Origin of the sequence: Guyparkeria halophila (assembly GCF_034479635.1) — a bacterium.
Classification (GTDB): domain Bacteria; phylum Pseudomonadota; class Gammaproteobacteria; order Halothiobacillales; family Halothiobacillaceae; genus Guyparkeria; species Guyparkeria halophila.
Genome location: NZ_CP140153.1, coordinates 1,438,177 through 1,453,265, shown reverse-complemented (window position 1 = coordinate 1,453,265; position 15,089 = coordinate 1,438,177). Strand labels below are relative to the sequence as shown.

Genomic DNA, 15,089 nt, shown 5'->3' with positions numbered 1-15,089 from the left:
GGGTCGCCGATCCCAATCTCAGCGGTAGGCCGTTCCCTCGAGCGCCAGCAGGCGTGACTTGATACGCGTGCCCTGCGCGTACCCGCCCAACCCCTGATTGGCCGCGAGCACCCGGTGACACGGGATCAGGGGTGCCCAGGGGTTGGCCCCCACGGCCTGGCCCACGGCCCGGGCCGCACCCGGTCGTCCCACCCGCCGGGCAAGCTCACCATAGCCCACCGACTCGCCCCATGGCACCCGGCACAATGCCGACCAGACGGCGCGCTGGAAGGTGGTCCCCACGGGTGGGAAACCGGGGTGTGTGGTCCAGTCGAACGGGTTGTCGATCCCCTTGTCCCAGTGGTTCAGGAGCTCGCCGACGTCGGCGTACTCGGTGGGCAAGACATCACGGACCCTCCGCTCGTCGACCGGGGCTTCTTCCACCTGCATGCGGGTCAGCATCCCGTGGGTGAATGCCAGCCGCACCCAGAGATGGCCACTTCCCGAGTCATCCCGATGACCGAGGGGCATCCAAGTGTCGTGATCGGTGGCCTTCATCACGCGTCAGGGCCGTCAGGCGGATGCCTGCTTGCGGCGGAACAGCTTTTCACTGCCCGTCTGCAGCAATTCGAAGAACATCGGGATGAACAGGATCGCCACGTAGGTCGCCAGGATCATCCCGCCCACGATCGGCGTGCCGAGCGAATTGCGCGCCGCCTCGCCGGCGCCGGTTGCCAGCGCGAGCGGCAACACGCCCAGGATGAAGGCCATCGAGGTCATGATCACCGGGCGGAAGCGGATACGGGCCGCCTTGAGCGCTGCCTCCTTGATCGACAGGCCGTCCTCGCTGTGCATCTTGGCGGCGAATTCGACCACCAGGATGGCGTTCTTCGCCGACATCGCGATCAGCACCAGCATGCCGACCTGGAAGTAGATGTCGATGTTGAGACCGCGCATCCAGATCGCAATCAGGGCCCCCAGCACGGCGAATGGCACCGCGGTGATCACGGCGAAGGGCAGGGACCAGCGCTCGTACTGTGCGGCGAGAATCAGGAACACCATGATCACGCCCAACAGGAAGGCAATGGCACCGGCCGAGCCGCTGGAGAGCTCCTGGAAGGCCGAGCCGACCCAGCCCAGGGTGTAGTCACCGCCACCGAGTGCCTGGTCGATGACCTCCTGCATGGCGATCAGCGCCTGGCCCGACGAGTAACCCTCCGCGGCACTGCCCATGATCTTGGCCGCCGGGAAGATATTGAAGCGGTCGATCACGTCCGCGCCGGTGGTGCGGGTCAGTGTCACCACCGAGCTGATCGGTACCAGCTGTTGATCGCCACTGCGCACGAAGACGTTTTCCAGGTCCTGCGGGTCGGCACGGAATTGCGCATCCGCGGCCATATTGACCTGGAAATTGCGCCCGAACAGCGTGAAGTCGTTGATGTAACGGGTGCCGAAGGTGCCCTGCATGGTGCGGAACACGGCCGCGACCGGCACGTCCAGGGCGTAGGCCTGCTCGCGGTCCACGTCCATGCGGAACTGCGGCGTATTGTCGACGAAGGTGGTGCGCACCCCGGCCAGTTCCGGTCGCTTGTTGGCCGCGGCGACCAGGGCATTGGCGGCCTCGGCGAGTGCCTTGACATCGGCCGAGCCGCGCTGCTGGAGATAGGCCTCGAAGCCGCCCGTGGTCGACATGCCCCGGATGGGCGGCGGCGTGAACGCCATGATGAAACCTTCCTCAATCTGGGTTGCCGCCCCCATGGCCTTCTTGACCGTCGCCTGGACGCTCTGGTCAGCGTCGGGTCGTTCCGACCAGTCATTCAGCCGCGTAAAGGCCACGCCCTTGTAGGGGCGCTGGGTCCCGGCCAGCAGATCGAAGCCGGCGAAGGCCACCTGCATCTGCACATCCGGGTTTTCGCGGATCATCGCCGAGTACTCGTCCCGCACTTCACCCGTGCGCGAGAGGCTTGCCGCCGGGTCGAGATTCAACGTGGAGATGAAGTAGCCCGGATCCTCCTCGGGAACGAGACCGGTCGGTGTACTGCGGAACATGACCACGGCGGCGATCACGACACCGGCGAAGATCAAAAGACCCACGGGCCAGGCCACCAGGAAGAAGTGGACCAGCTTCATGTAGCCATTGCGGAAGGCGTCGAAGCCCCGGTTGAACAAGCGGAACGGCAGGACCGGCTCCTTGTCCTTGTGGTTCTTGAGGAGCAGGGCGGTCATCGATGGGGTGAGCGTCAGGGCGACCACGCCGGACAGCACCACCGAGATCGACAGGGCCACCGCGAACTGGCGATACATTTCGCCGGCAAGCCCGGGGATGAAGGCGACCGGGACGAACACCGCCAGCAACACCAGAGTGGTGGCGACGATCGGTCCGGTAACCTGTTCCATCGCCTTGATCGATGCCTCGCGGGCCTTGAGGCCTTCCTCGCGCATCAGACGCTCGACGTTTTCGATCACGATGATCGCATCGTCCACCACGATGCCGATCGCCAGCACGAAGCCGAACAGCGTCAGCAGGTTGATCGACATGCCGGTGAGAAACAGACCCGCCAGGGCGCCGATCAGGGCGACCGGAATGGCGATCAGCGGCACGATGGTCGCGCGCGGTTTCTGCAGGAAGATGAAGATCACCAGCGTGACCAGGATCAGCGCCTCGACGAATACCTTGAGGACTTCCTTGATCGAGATGCGGACGAAGTCGGTGGTGTCCAGCGGGATCTTGTAGTCCATGTCGCCCGGGAATCGCTCGGAGAGCTCGGCCATCCGCTCGCGCACCTCGGCGACCGTCTCCAGCGCGTTGGCGCCCGGGGCGAGATAGATCCCCATCGGTACGGTGGGCGCGCCGTTGTAGGTGGCGTTGAAACCGTAGCGCTGTGACCCGAGTTCGACCTCCGCCACGTCGCTCAGGCGCAGCGTGCCCCCATCCTCGGACGAGGCGAGGATGATGTTCTGGAACTCCTCGACGTCGGAAAAGCGCCCCTGCGAGGTGATGGTGTAGGTGAACGCCTCGCCCTCCTTGTTGGGCGAGTCATTGAACTTGCCAGCGGCAAACTGGGCGTTCTGTTCGCGGATCGCCGCGGCGATATCATCCTGGGTGAGATTGAAGTGGGCCAGTTTCGCTGGGTCGAACCAGACCCGGATGGAGTAGTCCTGCGCACCGAACAGGCGCGCATCGCCGATGCCGGGGACCCGCTTGAGCGAGTCGAGGATGTTGATCAGGCCGTAGTTGCTCAGGAACTTGGTGTCGAACTGCTCGTTCTCGGAGATCAGCGTGATCACCATCAGCAGCGAGCTGCTCTTCTTGTTCACCACCACGCCTTGGTCACGCACTTCCTGCGGCAGTTGGGGCAGGGCGCGCTGTACCCGGTTGTTGACGTCGATGGTCGCCTGGTCCGGGTCGGTGCCGGTGGCGAAGGTCACCGACAGGTTCATCGTGCCCGCATCCGAGCTGCCCGACGTCATGTAGAGCATGTCGTCGACGCCGTTGATGGCCTGCTCCAGCGGCGCGGCGACGGACTCGGCCAGGGTGCCCGCATCGGCACCGGCATAGGTCGCGCTCACCTCGACCTCGGGCGGCACGATCTCCGGATATTGCTCGACGGGCAGCCCGGTGAACGCGGCCCCACCGGCGATCATGATCACGATCGCCAGCACGGTGGAGAAGATCGGGCGGTCAATGAAGAACTTGGAAAACATCGGTGATCTCCGATGCCCTCGTTACGAGGGCGTCACGGGCGGGTAGGTTTCCGGGTAGGTTTCAACGGGAGGCGGGAGACGATCAGTCGCCGTTGTTTTCACTCGGGTCTTGCGGGTCGACCGGCGCACCCGGGCGCACTTTTAGCAGGCCGTCGATCACCAACCGGTCGCCCGGTTCGAGGCCGGAACGAATGATGCGTCCCTGCTCGCTCATCGGGCCGAGCGTCACGCGACGCTGGGAGGCCTTGTTCTCGTCGTCAATGACGTAGACCACGGTGCTGTTGGGCTCTGCCCCGGTGCCGATGGCGGTTTCCGGGATGATCACCGCGTCCTGGACCTCATCGACCTTCAGGCGCACCCGGACATAACGGTTCGGCCGCAGGACATCCCCGGGGTTGTCGAATACGCCGCGCAGCTCGATCGAATTGGTGCCGCGTTCGATGCTCGCCGAACGATAGTCGAGATTGCCGGTGATGGTTTCGCCGTCGGGGCCGGTGATGCCGGCGATCTCGGCCGGCGTAGTTCGCTCGGGGGATGGGTTGAGTGCCGCCGTTTCGGCGAACGGATCGTCAACCGGGTAGGAGAGCGTGACCTGGATCGGGTCGATTTCCTCGATGCTGACCAGCCGGTCGCCGACGCTGATCAGGTTGCCCGGATCGACGGCGCGGCGGCTGGTGATGCCCGGAATGGGGGCCGAGACCGAGGTGTAGTCCAGGTCAATCTGCGCCGATTCCAGTTGTGCCTCGGCCACCTGGACGGCGGCCTGCGCGGTTTCAAGCGCCGAACGGGCGTCATCCCGCTGCTTCTCGCTGGCCACGCCGCGATCGAACAGGGAGTTGATCCGGCGCCAGTCGCGCTGTGCAGCGGCCAATGTTGCCCGCGCCGAGCTCAGGTCGGCCTCGGCCTCGTTGACGGCGGCGCGGAAGGGACGGTCGTCGATCTGAAAGAGCGCGTCCCCTGTCGCTACCCGGGCGCCTTCGACGTAATCTCGGGATTCGAGAATGCCGTTCACCTGGGCCCGGACTTCGACAAAGCGATTGGCCTCGGTTTGACCGGTGTATTCCTTGTAAACGGAGGCACTGCTCGGCTCGATCTGGATGACCGGCACCTTGGGAGGTGGCTGGTTACCCTGCTGTGCCGTGGCGGGTAGGCTGGTGACCAACAGCAGGGCGGCTGGAACCACCGCCGCGACCAGTCGGCGAGCCGTGAGAGCGGGAAGGGCGCAGATCGAGGACATGGGTGAAGTACCGTGTCGGCGACAGGTTGGGCCTGCCATGGGTAGAAGCACGTTAATCCGGCGGGCACCGGCAATGGCAGCCGCGGAAAAGGTAGTGTACTAATGAATACGCTCGCCAGCAATCTGGGCATCCCGCCGGCACCGGGATGCCGCGCCGGGGAGCCTTGAAGTTAGGCTAAGCTGGGCGGGAATTCATGTACGGAGGCTCGATCGTGAGCGAGACCATCTTCAGCAAGATCATCAATCGCGAGATTCCGGCGGATATCGTGTTCGAGAACGACCGGATACTGGCCTTTCGCGACATCAATCCCCAGGCGCCGGTGCATGTGCTGATCATCCCGAAAAAGGCCATTCCGACGATCAACGACATCTCGCCCGAGGATGCGCCGCTGGTGGGCGAACTGTTCGTCGTCGCCCGCGAGCTTGCCGCCCAGGAAGGGATCGACGAGTCGGGCTATCGCACGGTGTTCAACTGCAATCGTGACGGCGGGCAGGAGGTCTATCACCTACACCTGCACCTGCTCGGCGGGCGCGCGATGCAGTGGCCCCCGGGCTGAACCGAACCGGCCTGAGTTCAGTAACCGCCCTGGGCAATTGCCCTAGGTAATCGCCTTGGGTAACCGCCCTGGGTAACCGCCCTGGGTTCAGCCGTTCACCTGGGGAACCGCTGCACGATTCGATAGCGTCTCTGCGGGCCGCCAAGGGCCCAGTTGCAAGGCGCAGTTCGCCGCAGGGGCCTTCACAAGGAGTGCAACGCCGCAAATGGGTCCTTGGCGGCCCGCCCGAATGGGGCTCGCGGGTTTGCCCGCACTCGGCGTTGCCGACCCTCGCCGGGCAATGAGCCCGCCTTCGGCACGGCGCCTTGATTGCGAACAAACCCGCCAGCCAGAGGCGCCATCGAATCGTGCAGCGGTTTCCTAGCGCATTGCCTGATACTGCTCGAGCCGGCGTTCGAGGATGTCGCCGTCGGCCACGGCCGCCCGCACCGCGCACCCGGGTTCGTTGATGTGACGACAGTCATTGAAACGGCAGTAAGCCGAGGCGGCGTGTATCTCGGGGAAGCCGTCTTCCAGCGCGGTTGAGGGCACCTCCTCGACCGGGAAATCCCGCACACCGGGGGCGTCGATCAGCCCGCCGTCGCCATCCGGAAACCGGTAGAGCGTGCTGGCGCGCGTGGTGTGGGTGCCTTCGCGGTTGAACGTCGATATTTCGCCGATGGCCGCCTGATCGGCACTGGGGGTGACCTCCCGTGACAAGGACGTTTTGCCCACCCCGGACAACCCCACCATCAGCGTGACCTGCTCGTGGAGCCGGGCACGCAGCAGCTCGATGCCCTCGCCGGACTTCACCGAGGTGCGAATGACCTCGAACCCCAGCGATTCCCACAGGGCGATGTTTCCCTCGATGGCGCGGCGCTCGTCGGCTGCCAGACCGGGCAGGAGGTCGGCCTTGTTGAGCACGATCACCGGCGTGGCCGGCAGGGCAAAAACGGCCACCAGGGTGCGTTCGACCACGTCGGGATTCATCCAGGGCAGCACCGAGGTGATGACCAGCACCTGATCGATGTTGGCGGCCATCATTTTCTTCTTGCCGTAGGCATCGGGACGGATCAGCAGGTTGCGACGATCCTCGCGCTGCTCGATCATCACGTTGCCCTGCTCGTCACAATGCCAGCGGATGCGATCGCCGGTGGTCAGGCGACCTACTGTCCGTCGGGCCCGACCGCGGTGGAGTTGGTGATCGCTGTCCTCGATCAGCAGGTCGTGACCGTGATGGGTCACCACGATTCCGGGGGCCAGCGAGGTATCCGTCTGGTCGTCGACTCGCCGTCGGCGGTCGATGTGGCGTTGTTGCTGCTTGCTCAGACGAATCTTCCGCGTCATGCCGCTAGCCCCGACGTTTCATGTATCGGCGTGATGATCGCGCAGGATATCCGGTGGACAGGCGGCAAGCGACGGGGCGTGGATGTCATGAAATACCCGGCCTCGCTCAGAGCAGGAAGAGGGTGGCGAGCCCCAGGAAGATGAAGAAACCGCCCGAGTCGGTAATCGCCGTGATCATCACCGCGCTGCCCAGCGCCGGGTCGCGGCCCATTCGGGTGCGCAGGATGGGGATCGTGACACCGAAGAACGCCGCACTCAGGAAGTTGAGGCTTACCGCCGCGACCATGACCGCGGACACCCCGGGATTCTGGTACATCAGGAAGGTGACCAGGCCGAGGATCCCGCCCCAGACGATGCCGTTGATCAACGCGACCTTGAGCTCCTTGCCGTAGAGCAGGCGGATATCGCCGCCACCGAGCTTCCGGAAAGCCAGTTCCCGCACGATCATGGTGATGGTCTGGTTGCCGACGTTACCGCCCATGCCGGCAACGATCGGCATCAGGACGGCCAGCGCCACCAGCTCCTGGATCGAGCCCTCGAACAGGCCAATGACCTGGGCGGCGACGATCGCGGTGACGAGATTCACGGCCAGCCAGGGGGCACGGTTCTTCACCGACTTGCGCACTGGGGCGAAGATGTCCTCTTCCTCGCTCAGGCCCACCTGGGAGAGTCGCTCCTCGTCGGAAGACTCGCGAATGAAGTCGACCACCGCGTCGATCGTGACCCGGCCGACCAATCGGTCGACCTCGTCGACCACCGGGGCACTGACCAGGTCGTAACGCTCGAAGGCATCCGCGCCATCACGCGCCTTGTCCTCGGGGTGAAATCGCACCGCATCGGCTTCCATCACGTCGGCCACCACGGTTTCCGGGTCGTTGAGCAGCAGTGTTTTCAAATGGATCACGCCCTCGAACAAGCCGTCGCGATCGGTGACGAACAGCTTGTCGGTGTGATCGGGCAGGGAATCCATCCGCCGCAGGTAGCGAAGGGCGACCTCGATGGTGACGTCGCCCCGTACGGTGACCAGGTCGAAGTCCATCAGCGCGCCGATGGTGTCCTCGTCGTAGGACATGACGAAGCGCAGCTTCTCGCGATCGTCGATTGGCAGGGCGGTGAAGACGTCCTGCATCATTCCTTCGGGGAGATCGGGGGCCAGGTCGGCGAGTTCGTCGGTATCGAGCGTGGAGGCGGCGTTGAGGATCTCCTCGCGGTCCATCACCTCGATCAGGGTGTCCCGGACCGAATCCGAGACCTCGAGCAACACCTCGCCGTCGCGATCGGAGTGAACCAGATCCCAGATGACCAGGCGCTCGTCCTGCGGCAGGGATTCGAGCACCTTGGCCACGTCGGCGGCATGGAGTCGTTCGATCTTTTGCGCCAGCTGCGCCAGATCATGCTTGGCCAGATCCGACAGGGGGGCGAATCCTTCCCCTTCCTCGCTGCCCAGACCGGTTCTCGTCTCCTCGGAGAGCGTGTCGCGGATCTCGTGGATCAGCGAATCAAGCTCTTCCTGGCGATCAATGTCAGTGAGTTCGGGCATGAAGGGCGAAATCCGGACAATTCGATGGTAGGTGGTGCCTGCCATCGAGGATGGATGAACCGGCGGCCAGTATAGCGGACACCATCGGCCTGCGGGCAGGGTGGAATGGGTGCAGCGCGCCTGCGCGCTTGCATTGACGTGCTAGGCTTCTCGGCGCCTCGCTTGCCACGGTTGCCATCAAAAGGAGAGAGTCCATGCACGCCCCGGAAGACAATCTGATCTGGATCGATCTCGAGATGACCGGGCTCGATCCGGTCCGAGACACCATTATCGAGATTGCCACCCTGGTGACCGACAAGCACCTGAACGTGCTTGCCGAGGGACCGGTGGTCGCCATTCACCAGCCCGAGGCGAAACTCGCCGGTATGGACGAGTGGAACCAGCGGGTGCATGGTCAGAGCGGGCTGATCGAACGCGTGCGGCAAAGCGACTGTGACCTGCGTTGCGGCGAGACCCGAACGCTGGACTTTCTCCGCCAGTACGTCCCGGAAGGGAAGTCGCCGATGTGCGGCAACAGCATTTGCCAGGATCGGCGCTTTCTTGCCCGGTTGATGCCGGAGCTGGAGGCGTATTTCCACTACCGCAACCTCGATGTCTCCACCATCAAGGAACTGGCACGCCGCTGGCAGCCCGAGGTGTTGGCCGGTTACCGCAAGAACTCCAATCACCAGGCAATGGACGACATTCGGGGGTCGGTGGCCGAGCTGTCCCACTATCGGGCCGGCTTTTTCAAGCTCTAACCATGCGGGTTGGTAGACTTCGCCGCATTCGCAACCAGAACCCATCGCAACCTAAACCCAGAGAATCGGACAGAAGATCATGAGCACACGAGTCGGGATTGTTGGCGCCAACGGCCGCATGGGGCGTCGCTTGATCGAGGCGGCACACCAGGGCGGTCAGACACAGATGGGCGCGGCGTTCGCTCGCAGTGGCAGTCCGTTGATCGGCCAGGATGCGGGACAGATCGCCGGGATCGGCCAGATCGGCGTGCCGGTGGTCGCCGATCTGGCCGGTCATGGCGATGACTTCGACGTGTTGATCGACTTCACCTCGATTGATGCCACGATGCGTCATCTCGAAATCTGTCGAGAGGCCGGGCGGGCGATCGTGATCGGCACCACGGGGCTCTCCGAGGCGCAAAAGGAAACGCTGCAGGCCGCTGCCCGCGATATTCCGATCGTTTTCGCCCCCAACATGAGCATCGGCATCAACGTGCTGCTTCAGGTGCTCGGTCAGGTCGCCTCGATGCTGGGAGATGACTACGACGTCGAAATCATCGAGGCTCACCACCGTCACAAGGTCGATGCGCCGTCCGGCACGGCCTTGCGCCTGGGCGAGGCGGTGGCCGACTCGCTCGACCGCGACTTGCAGCAGGTCGCTATCTACGGTCGTGAAGGCATCACGGGTGAGCGGCCCGCGGAAACCATCGGCTTCTCGACGATCCGGGGCGGCGACGTGGTCGGCGACCACACGGTGCTGTTCGCCGGCATCGGCGAGCGGGTTGAGATCACCCACAAGGCCTCCAGCCGGATGACCTTCGCCAAGGGCGCCGTTCGGGCGGCTCAGTGGGTGGCCGACAAGCCCGCCGGGCTGTACGACATGAGCCATGTTTTGGGTCTCAAGCCGGTCTGATTTGGCGGCAAACCGGGTGAGGGTGGCTCGGTGAACGCCCCGATCAGACGCCTTGTGCCGTGGACAGCATCGGGGCGTTTCAGTCATAATTGCGCCCCGAAACCGAGGGGCGCCGGCTGCCTCGGCGGCCAGCGCCAACTCGGGCGGGGCGACACGACAATTCTGTGGGGGAAAGTTCTTGGATAGCACGGTCTCAGACGCGAACACCGGGCTCCCGGCCAACACGGCGCTCCTGGCTCTTGAAGACGGGAGCGTTTTTTACGGCACCTCCATCGGGGCCGATGGCGAGTCGGTGGGCGAGGTGGTGTTCAACACCGCGATGACGGGCTATCAGGAGATTCTCACGGACCCGTCCTACTGCCGTCAGATCGTGACCCTCACGTACCCGCACATCGGCAATGTCGGCACCAATGCCGAAGACGCCGAATCCGACGCGGTACACGTCGCCGGTCTCGTGGTCCGCGATTCCGGCCAGATGAGTTCCTGGCGCGGCGAACAGTCTCTCGAAACGTACTGCCGCGAGCATGGCGTGGTCGCCATCGCCGAGATCGACACCCGTGAGCTGACACGGCGCCTGCGCGACCAGGGGGCCATGAAGGGCTGCATCGTGGCCGGCGACGATCTTGACGCGACCGCCGCGGTCGAGAAGGCACAGGCCTTCGCGGGGCTGGCCGGCATGGACCTGATCCCCGAAGTCGGCACCCGAGCGGTGCGCGAATGGGCCGAGGGCTCCTGGTGGGTGGATGGCTCGGCCCGTCCCGAACCATCCCGGCACGTCGTCGCCTACGACTACGGCTTCAAGCAGAACATCCTCAGAAAACTGGTCGATCGCGGTTGCCGCATCACGCTGTTCCCGGCCGATACGCCGGTCGATGAGCTGTTGGCGGCCAAGCCCGACGGCATCCTGGTCGGCAATGGCCCCGGCGATCCGGCCGCCTGCACCAAGGCGATCGGTGACATCGAGCGCGTTCTCGAGACCGGCATCCCCCTGTTCGGCATCTGCCTGGGGCACCAGCTGCTGGCACTGGCCAGCGGTGCGAAGACCAGCAAGATGAAGTTCGGCCACCATGGTGCGAACCACCCGGTCCAGGATATCGCCAGCAAGCGTGTGCTGATCTCCAGCCAGAACCACGGCTTCGCGGTCGAGGAGGACAGCCTGCCGGCCCATCTCGAGGCCACGCATCGGTCTCTGTTCGACGGCAGCCTGCAGGGCATCCGTCGTACCGACTGTCCGGCCTTCAGCTTCCAGGGCCACCCCGAGGCGAGTCCCGGGCCGCATGACCTCGACCTGCTGTTCGATCAGTTCGTCGAGAGCATCGACGCCCGTCGCTGAGCCGCCTTTCCAGAACAACCAACTGCCCAGCCGCGGCTGGCAGGTGAGTCGAGCATGCCAAAGAGAAACGATATTCAAAGTGTGTTGATCATCGGCGCGGGGCCGATCGTGATCGGTCAGGCCTGCGAGTTCGACTATTCCGGTGCCCAGGCCTGCAAGGCGCTGCGCGAGGAGGGCCTGCGGGTCATCCTGATCAACTCGAACCCGGCGACCATCATGACCGACCCGGAGATGGCCGATGCGACCTACATCGAGCCGATCACCTGGGAGGCCGTCGGTGCCATCATCGAAAAGGAGCGGCCGGATGCCGTCCTGCCGACCATGGGCGGTCAGACCGCGCTCAACTGCGCATTGGATCTCTACCGGCACGGCGTGCTCGACCGGTTCGGCTGCGAGCTGATCGGCGCGAGCCAGGACGCCATCGACATGGCCGAGGACCGCGACCGCTTCAAGGACGCGATGACCGAGATCGGCCTGTCGACCCCGCTCTCGACCGTGGTGCATACCTTCGATGCCGCGGTAGCCGCGCAGGTCGAGATCGGCTTTCCGGCGATCATTCGCCCGTCGTTCACCATGGGCGGCACCGGGGGCGGCATCGCCTACAACCGCGAGGAATACGAGGAACTGGTTCGTCGCGGGCTGGACCTCTCGCCGACCAACGAGTTGTTGATCGAACAGTCGGTGCTCGGCTGGAAGGAATACGAGATGGAGGTCGTGCGCGACAAGAACGACAACTCCATCATCATCTGCTCGATCGAGAACCTTGATCCGATGGGCGTGCACACGGGTGACTCGATCACGGTCGCCCCGGCACAGACCCTGACCGACAAGGAATATCAGGTGATGCGCAACGCCTCGCTCGCGGTGCTGCGCAAGATCGGGGTGGAAACCGGTGGCTCGAACGTGCAGTTCGCGGTCAACCCGGCGAACGGCGACATGATCGTCATCGAGATGAATCCGCGGGTGTCGCGTTCGTCCGCGCTCGCTTCCAAGGCCACCGGTTTCCCGATCGCCAAGGTCGCCGCCAAGCTCGCCATCGGCTACACGCTCGACGAGTTGAAGAACGACATCACCAGTGGCGCGACCCCGGCCTCGTTCGAGCCGACCATCGACTACGTGGTCACCAAGATCCCGCGTTTCACCTTCGAGAAGTTCCCGGCGGCCAACGACCGCCTCACGACGCAGATGAAGTCGGTAGGCGAGGTGATGTCGATCGGCCGGACGTTCAGCGAATCCCTGCAGAAGGGGCTGCGTGGCCTGGAAATCGGGCGGGACGGCCTGGACGAGGTGCTGGAAGGCAGCCTGTCCGACGACGACATCGAGGATCGGCTGGTGCGCGAGCTGCACTCGCCGGGTGCCGATCGGCTCTGGTATGTCGCCGACGCCTTCCGCCATGGCTTCGACCTCGAGCGCATTCACCGTCACTCGTTCATCGATCCGTGGTTCCTCCGGCAGATCGAACACCTGGTGCGGACCGAGGAATCACTGCGTGGCGGGCGGCTCAAGGAAATGGGCACCGGGCAGATGTACCAGCTCAAGCGTCTGGGTTTCTCGGACGCGCGGCTGGCCAAGCTGCTCGACGAGACCGAAAGCACCGTGCGCAAGCACCGCCACGCCCTGGGTGTGCGCCCGGTCTACAAGCGGGTCGATACCTGTGCGGCGGAGTTCCCGACCTCCACGGCCTACATGTACTCGACCTACGAGCCGTTCTGCGAGGCCGAGCCGTCCAATCGCGACAAGATCATGATCCTGGGCGGCGGGCCCAACCGCATCGGTCAGGGGATCGAGTTCGACTATTGCTGCGTTCACGCCGCGCTCGCCCTGCGCGAGGACGGTTACGAGACCATCATGGTCAACTGCAACCCCGAGACGGTCTCGACCGACTACGACATCTCCGACCGGCTGTACTTCGAGTCCCTGACGCTCGAGGACGTGCTCGAGATCATCGAGATCGAGCAGCCGCGTGGCGTCGTGGTGCAGTTCGGCGGTCAGACGCCGCTCAAGCTGGCACGCGATCTGGAAAAGGCCGGTGCACCGATCATCGGCACCACGCCGGATGCGATTGATCGCGCCGAGGACCGCGAGCGGTTCCAGGACATGATCCACAAGCTGGATCTCAAGCAGCCGCCCAACCGCACCGCCAAATCGGCCGACCAGGCCATTCACCTGGCGGCCGAGATCGGCTACCCGCTGGTGGTGCGCCCCTCCTACGTGCTGGGTGGCCGCGCGATGGAGATCGTCCACGACGAGGACGGCCTCAAGCGCTATATCCGCGATGCGGTCAAGGTCTCCAACGAGTCGCCGGTCCTGCTCGATCGGTTCCTCGATGACGCCACCGAGATGGATATTGACGCCGTCTGTGATGGCGAGGACGTGGTGATCGGCGGTCTGATGGAACACATCGAGATGGCCGGTGTGCACTCGGGTGATTCGGCCTGCTCGCTGCCGCCGTACACGGTGCCGCGGTCCGTGCAGGATCGTGTCCGCGAACAGATCAAGGCCATGGCGCGCGAGCTGAACGTCGTCGGCCTGATGAACACCCAGGTCGCGATCCAGGGCGACGAGATCTTCATCATCGAGGTCAACCCACGCGCGTCTCGGACCGTGCCGTTCGTCTCGAAGGCGGTCGGCGTGCCGTTGGCGCAGGTAGCCGCCCGCACGATGGCCGGTGTCAGCCTCAAGCGCCAGGGGATCACCGCCGAGCGTATTCCGCCGTTCTACTCGGTCAAGGAGGCGGTGTTCCCGTTCATCAAGTTCGCCGGCGTCGACCCGCTGCTCGGCCCGGAGATGAAGTCCACCGGCGAGGTCATGGGGGTCGGCCGCGAATTCGGCGAGGCCTTCGCCAAGGCTCAGGCCGGGGCAAGCAACTCCCTGCCGCTGTCGGGTACGGCGTTTATTTCTGTGCGCAAGCAGGACTACAAGGGGATGCTGCCAGTGGCCAAGGCGTTGGTGGAGTGGGGCTTCTCCCTGGTCGCCACGCGTGGCACGGCACGTTTTCTCGACGAGAACGGCCTGGCCGTGACCATGGTCAACAAGGTGACCGAAGGCCGGCCCAACGTGGTCGACATGATCAAGAACCGCGAGATCGCGATGATCGTGAACACCACCTCGAACAGCCAGCAATCGCGTAGCGATTCCTACGAGATCCGGCGTGAGGCGCTGCATTACCGCATCCCGTACTTCACCACCTTGGCGGGGGCCGAGGCGATGGCGCTGGCGTTGAAATATCTGCACCAGCCGGTCACCGTCAACCGGCTTCAGGACCTGCATCAGGAGTGCGTTGCATGAATCAGACCCCGATGACGGCCGCCGGTGCGGCCAGCCTGGAGGAAGAGCTCAAGCGACTGCGCGGCGTCGATCGTCCCCGCATCATCGCGGCGATTGCCGAGGCGCGCGAGCTGGGCGATCTCAAGGAAAATGCCGAATATCACGCGGCCCGCGAGGAGCAGGGCTTTGTCGAGGGGCGGATCAAGGAGATCGAGGCAAAGCTGTCGCATGCACAGATCATCGACGTCACCCGCATGCCACCGGGTGACAAGGTCATCTTCGGCGCCACGGTCGAGCTGCTCGACCTGGATACCGATTCCGAGATTCGCTACAAGATCGTCGGTGACGATGAGGCGGATATCAAGAAGGACCTGGTCTCGATCCACTCGCCCATCGCCCGCGCCCTGATCGGTAAATCGGTTGGCGATGAGGTCACCTTCAATGCCCCCGGTGGCAAGACCCGCACCTTCGAGATCGTCGAGGTCGAGTACATCGCCTGACACGCCTTGCCGG

Annotated in this window: 11 protein-coding genes; 6 read left to right on the top strand and 5 right to left on the bottom strand. The window is 64.4% G+C overall.

All coding sequences use genetic code 11. The annotated features are described in order from the left end of the window. Positions 1 to 18: 18 nt before the first annotated feature. The 3 genes from SR882_RS06690 to SR882_RS06680 form a co-directional block, all read right to left on the bottom strand. On the bottom strand, positions 19 to 510 hold the full coding sequence (locus tag SR882_RS06690; RefSeq protein ID WP_322520482.1) for a methylated-DNA--[protein]-cysteine S-methyltransferase: 492 nt from the start codon (positions 508 to 510) through the stop codon (positions 19 to 21). A 42-nt stretch (positions 511 to 552) separates the two neighbouring features. Next, the gene (locus SR882_RS06685; RefSeq protein WP_322520481.1) at positions 553 to 3,684 is read right to left on the bottom strand and encodes an efflux RND transporter permease subunit; all 3,132 of its coding nucleotides are present in this window, start codon (positions 3,682 to 3,684) and stop codon (positions 553 to 555) included. Between the two features lie 82 nt (positions 3,685 to 3,766). Continuing rightward, on the bottom strand, positions 3,767 to 4,921 hold the full coding sequence (locus tag SR882_RS06680) for an efflux RND transporter periplasmic adaptor subunit (RefSeq protein WP_322520480.1): 1,155 nt from the start codon (positions 4,919 to 4,921) through the stop codon (positions 3,767 to 3,769). A gap of 212 nt (positions 4,922 to 5,133) precedes the next feature. Here SR882_RS06680 and SR882_RS06675 point away from each other — a divergent pair, with 212 nt between their 5' ends. Beyond that, positions 5,134 to 5,478: a histidine triad nucleotide-binding protein gene (locus SR882_RS06675; RefSeq protein ID WP_322520479.1), complete on the top strand. Its 345-nt coding sequence runs from the start codon at positions 5,134 to 5,136 to the stop codon at positions 5,476 to 5,478. Between the two features lie 360 nt (positions 5,479 to 5,838). On the opposite strand, the gene rsgA is transcribed toward SR882_RS06675, so the two are convergent. Together rsgA and mgtE are read right to left on the bottom strand one after the other, a co-directional pair. Then, complete coding sequence (rsgA, locus tag SR882_RS06670; RefSeq protein ID WP_322520478.1) at positions 5,839 to 6,804, bottom strand: ribosome small subunit-dependent GTPase A; 966 nt, start codon at positions 6,802 to 6,804, stop codon at positions 5,839 to 5,841. Positions 6,805 to 6,910: 106 nt separating this feature from the next. After that, positions 6,911 to 8,344 (bottom strand): magnesium transporter, encoded by a 1,434-nt coding sequence (mgtE, locus tag SR882_RS06665; RefSeq protein ID WP_322520477.1) that lies wholly within the window; start codon positions 8,342 to 8,344, stop codon positions 6,911 to 6,913. A 194-nt stretch (positions 8,345 to 8,538) separates the two neighbouring features. Here mgtE and orn point away from each other — a divergent pair, with 194 nt between their 5' ends. The 5 genes from orn to greA all read left to right on the top strand — a co-directional run bounded on the left by orn (position 8,539) and on the right by greA (position 15,076). Next, on the top strand, positions 8,539 to 9,084 hold the full coding sequence (gene orn, locus SR882_RS06660) for an oligoribonuclease (RefSeq protein WP_125199163.1): 546 nt from the start codon (positions 8,539 to 8,541) through the stop codon (positions 9,082 to 9,084). 79 nt (positions 9,085 to 9,163) lie between these two features. Beyond that, a complete protein-coding gene (gene dapB / locus SR882_RS06655) occupies positions 9,164 to 9,976 on the top strand; it encodes a 4-hydroxy-tetrahydrodipicolinate reductase (protein ID WP_322520476.1) in 813 nt (270 codons plus the stop codon). 178 nt (positions 9,977 to 10,154) lie between these two features. Next, positions 10,155 to 11,309: a glutamine-hydrolyzing carbamoyl-phosphate synthase small subunit gene (carA, locus tag SR882_RS06650; protein ID WP_322520475.1), complete on the top strand. Its 1,155-nt coding sequence runs from the start codon at positions 10,155 to 10,157 to the stop codon at positions 11,307 to 11,309. A gap of 54 nt (positions 11,310 to 11,363) precedes the next feature. Further along, positions 11,364 to 14,597, top strand: a complete 3,234-nt coding sequence (gene carB / locus SR882_RS06645) for a carbamoyl-phosphate synthase large subunit (protein WP_322520474.1) — start codon at positions 11,364 to 11,366, stop codon at positions 14,595 to 14,597. Beyond that, entirely contained in the window at positions 14,594 to 15,076 is a 483-nt protein-coding gene (gene greA, locus SR882_RS06640) for a transcription elongation factor GreA (RefSeq protein WP_322520473.1), read from the top strand. Before carB ends, greA begins: the two co-directional genes overlap by 4 nt. Positions 15,077 to 15,089 lie beyond the last annotated feature (13 nt).

Bases quoted from the DNA above. Each gene is read 5' to 3' on its own strand.
- SR882_RS06690 (WP_322520482.1), bottom strand. From the start codon at position 510: ATGCCCCTCGGTCATCGGGATGACTCGGGAAGTGGCCATCTCTGGGTG.
- SR882_RS06685 (WP_322520481.1), bottom strand. From the start codon at position 3,684: ATGTTTTCCAAGTTCTTCATTGACCGCCCGATCTTCTCCACCGTGCTG.
- SR882_RS06680 (WP_322520480.1), bottom strand. From the start codon at position 4,921: ATGTCCTCGATCTGCGCCCTTCCCGCTCTCACGGCTCGCCGACTGGTC.
- rsgA (WP_322520478.1), bottom strand. From the start codon at position 6,804: ATGACGCGGAAGATTCGTCTGAGCAAGCAGCAACAACGCCACATCGAC.
- mgtE (WP_322520477.1), bottom strand. From the start codon at position 8,344: ATGCCCGAACTCACTGACATTGATCGCCAGGAAGAGCTTGATTCGCTG.
- orn (WP_125199163.1), top strand. From the start codon at position 8,539: ATGCACGCCCCGGAAGACAATCTGATCTGGATCGATCTCGAGATGACC.
- dapB (WP_322520476.1), top strand. From the start codon at position 9,164: ATGAGCACACGAGTCGGGATTGTTGGCGCCAACGGCCGCATGGGGCGT.
- carB (WP_322520474.1), top strand. From the start codon at position 11,364: ATGCCAAAGAGAAACGATATTCAAAGTGTGTTGATCATCGGCGCGGGG.
- greA (WP_322520473.1), top strand. From the start codon at position 14,594: ATGAATCAGACCCCGATGACGGCCGCCGGTGCGGCCAGCCTGGAGGAA.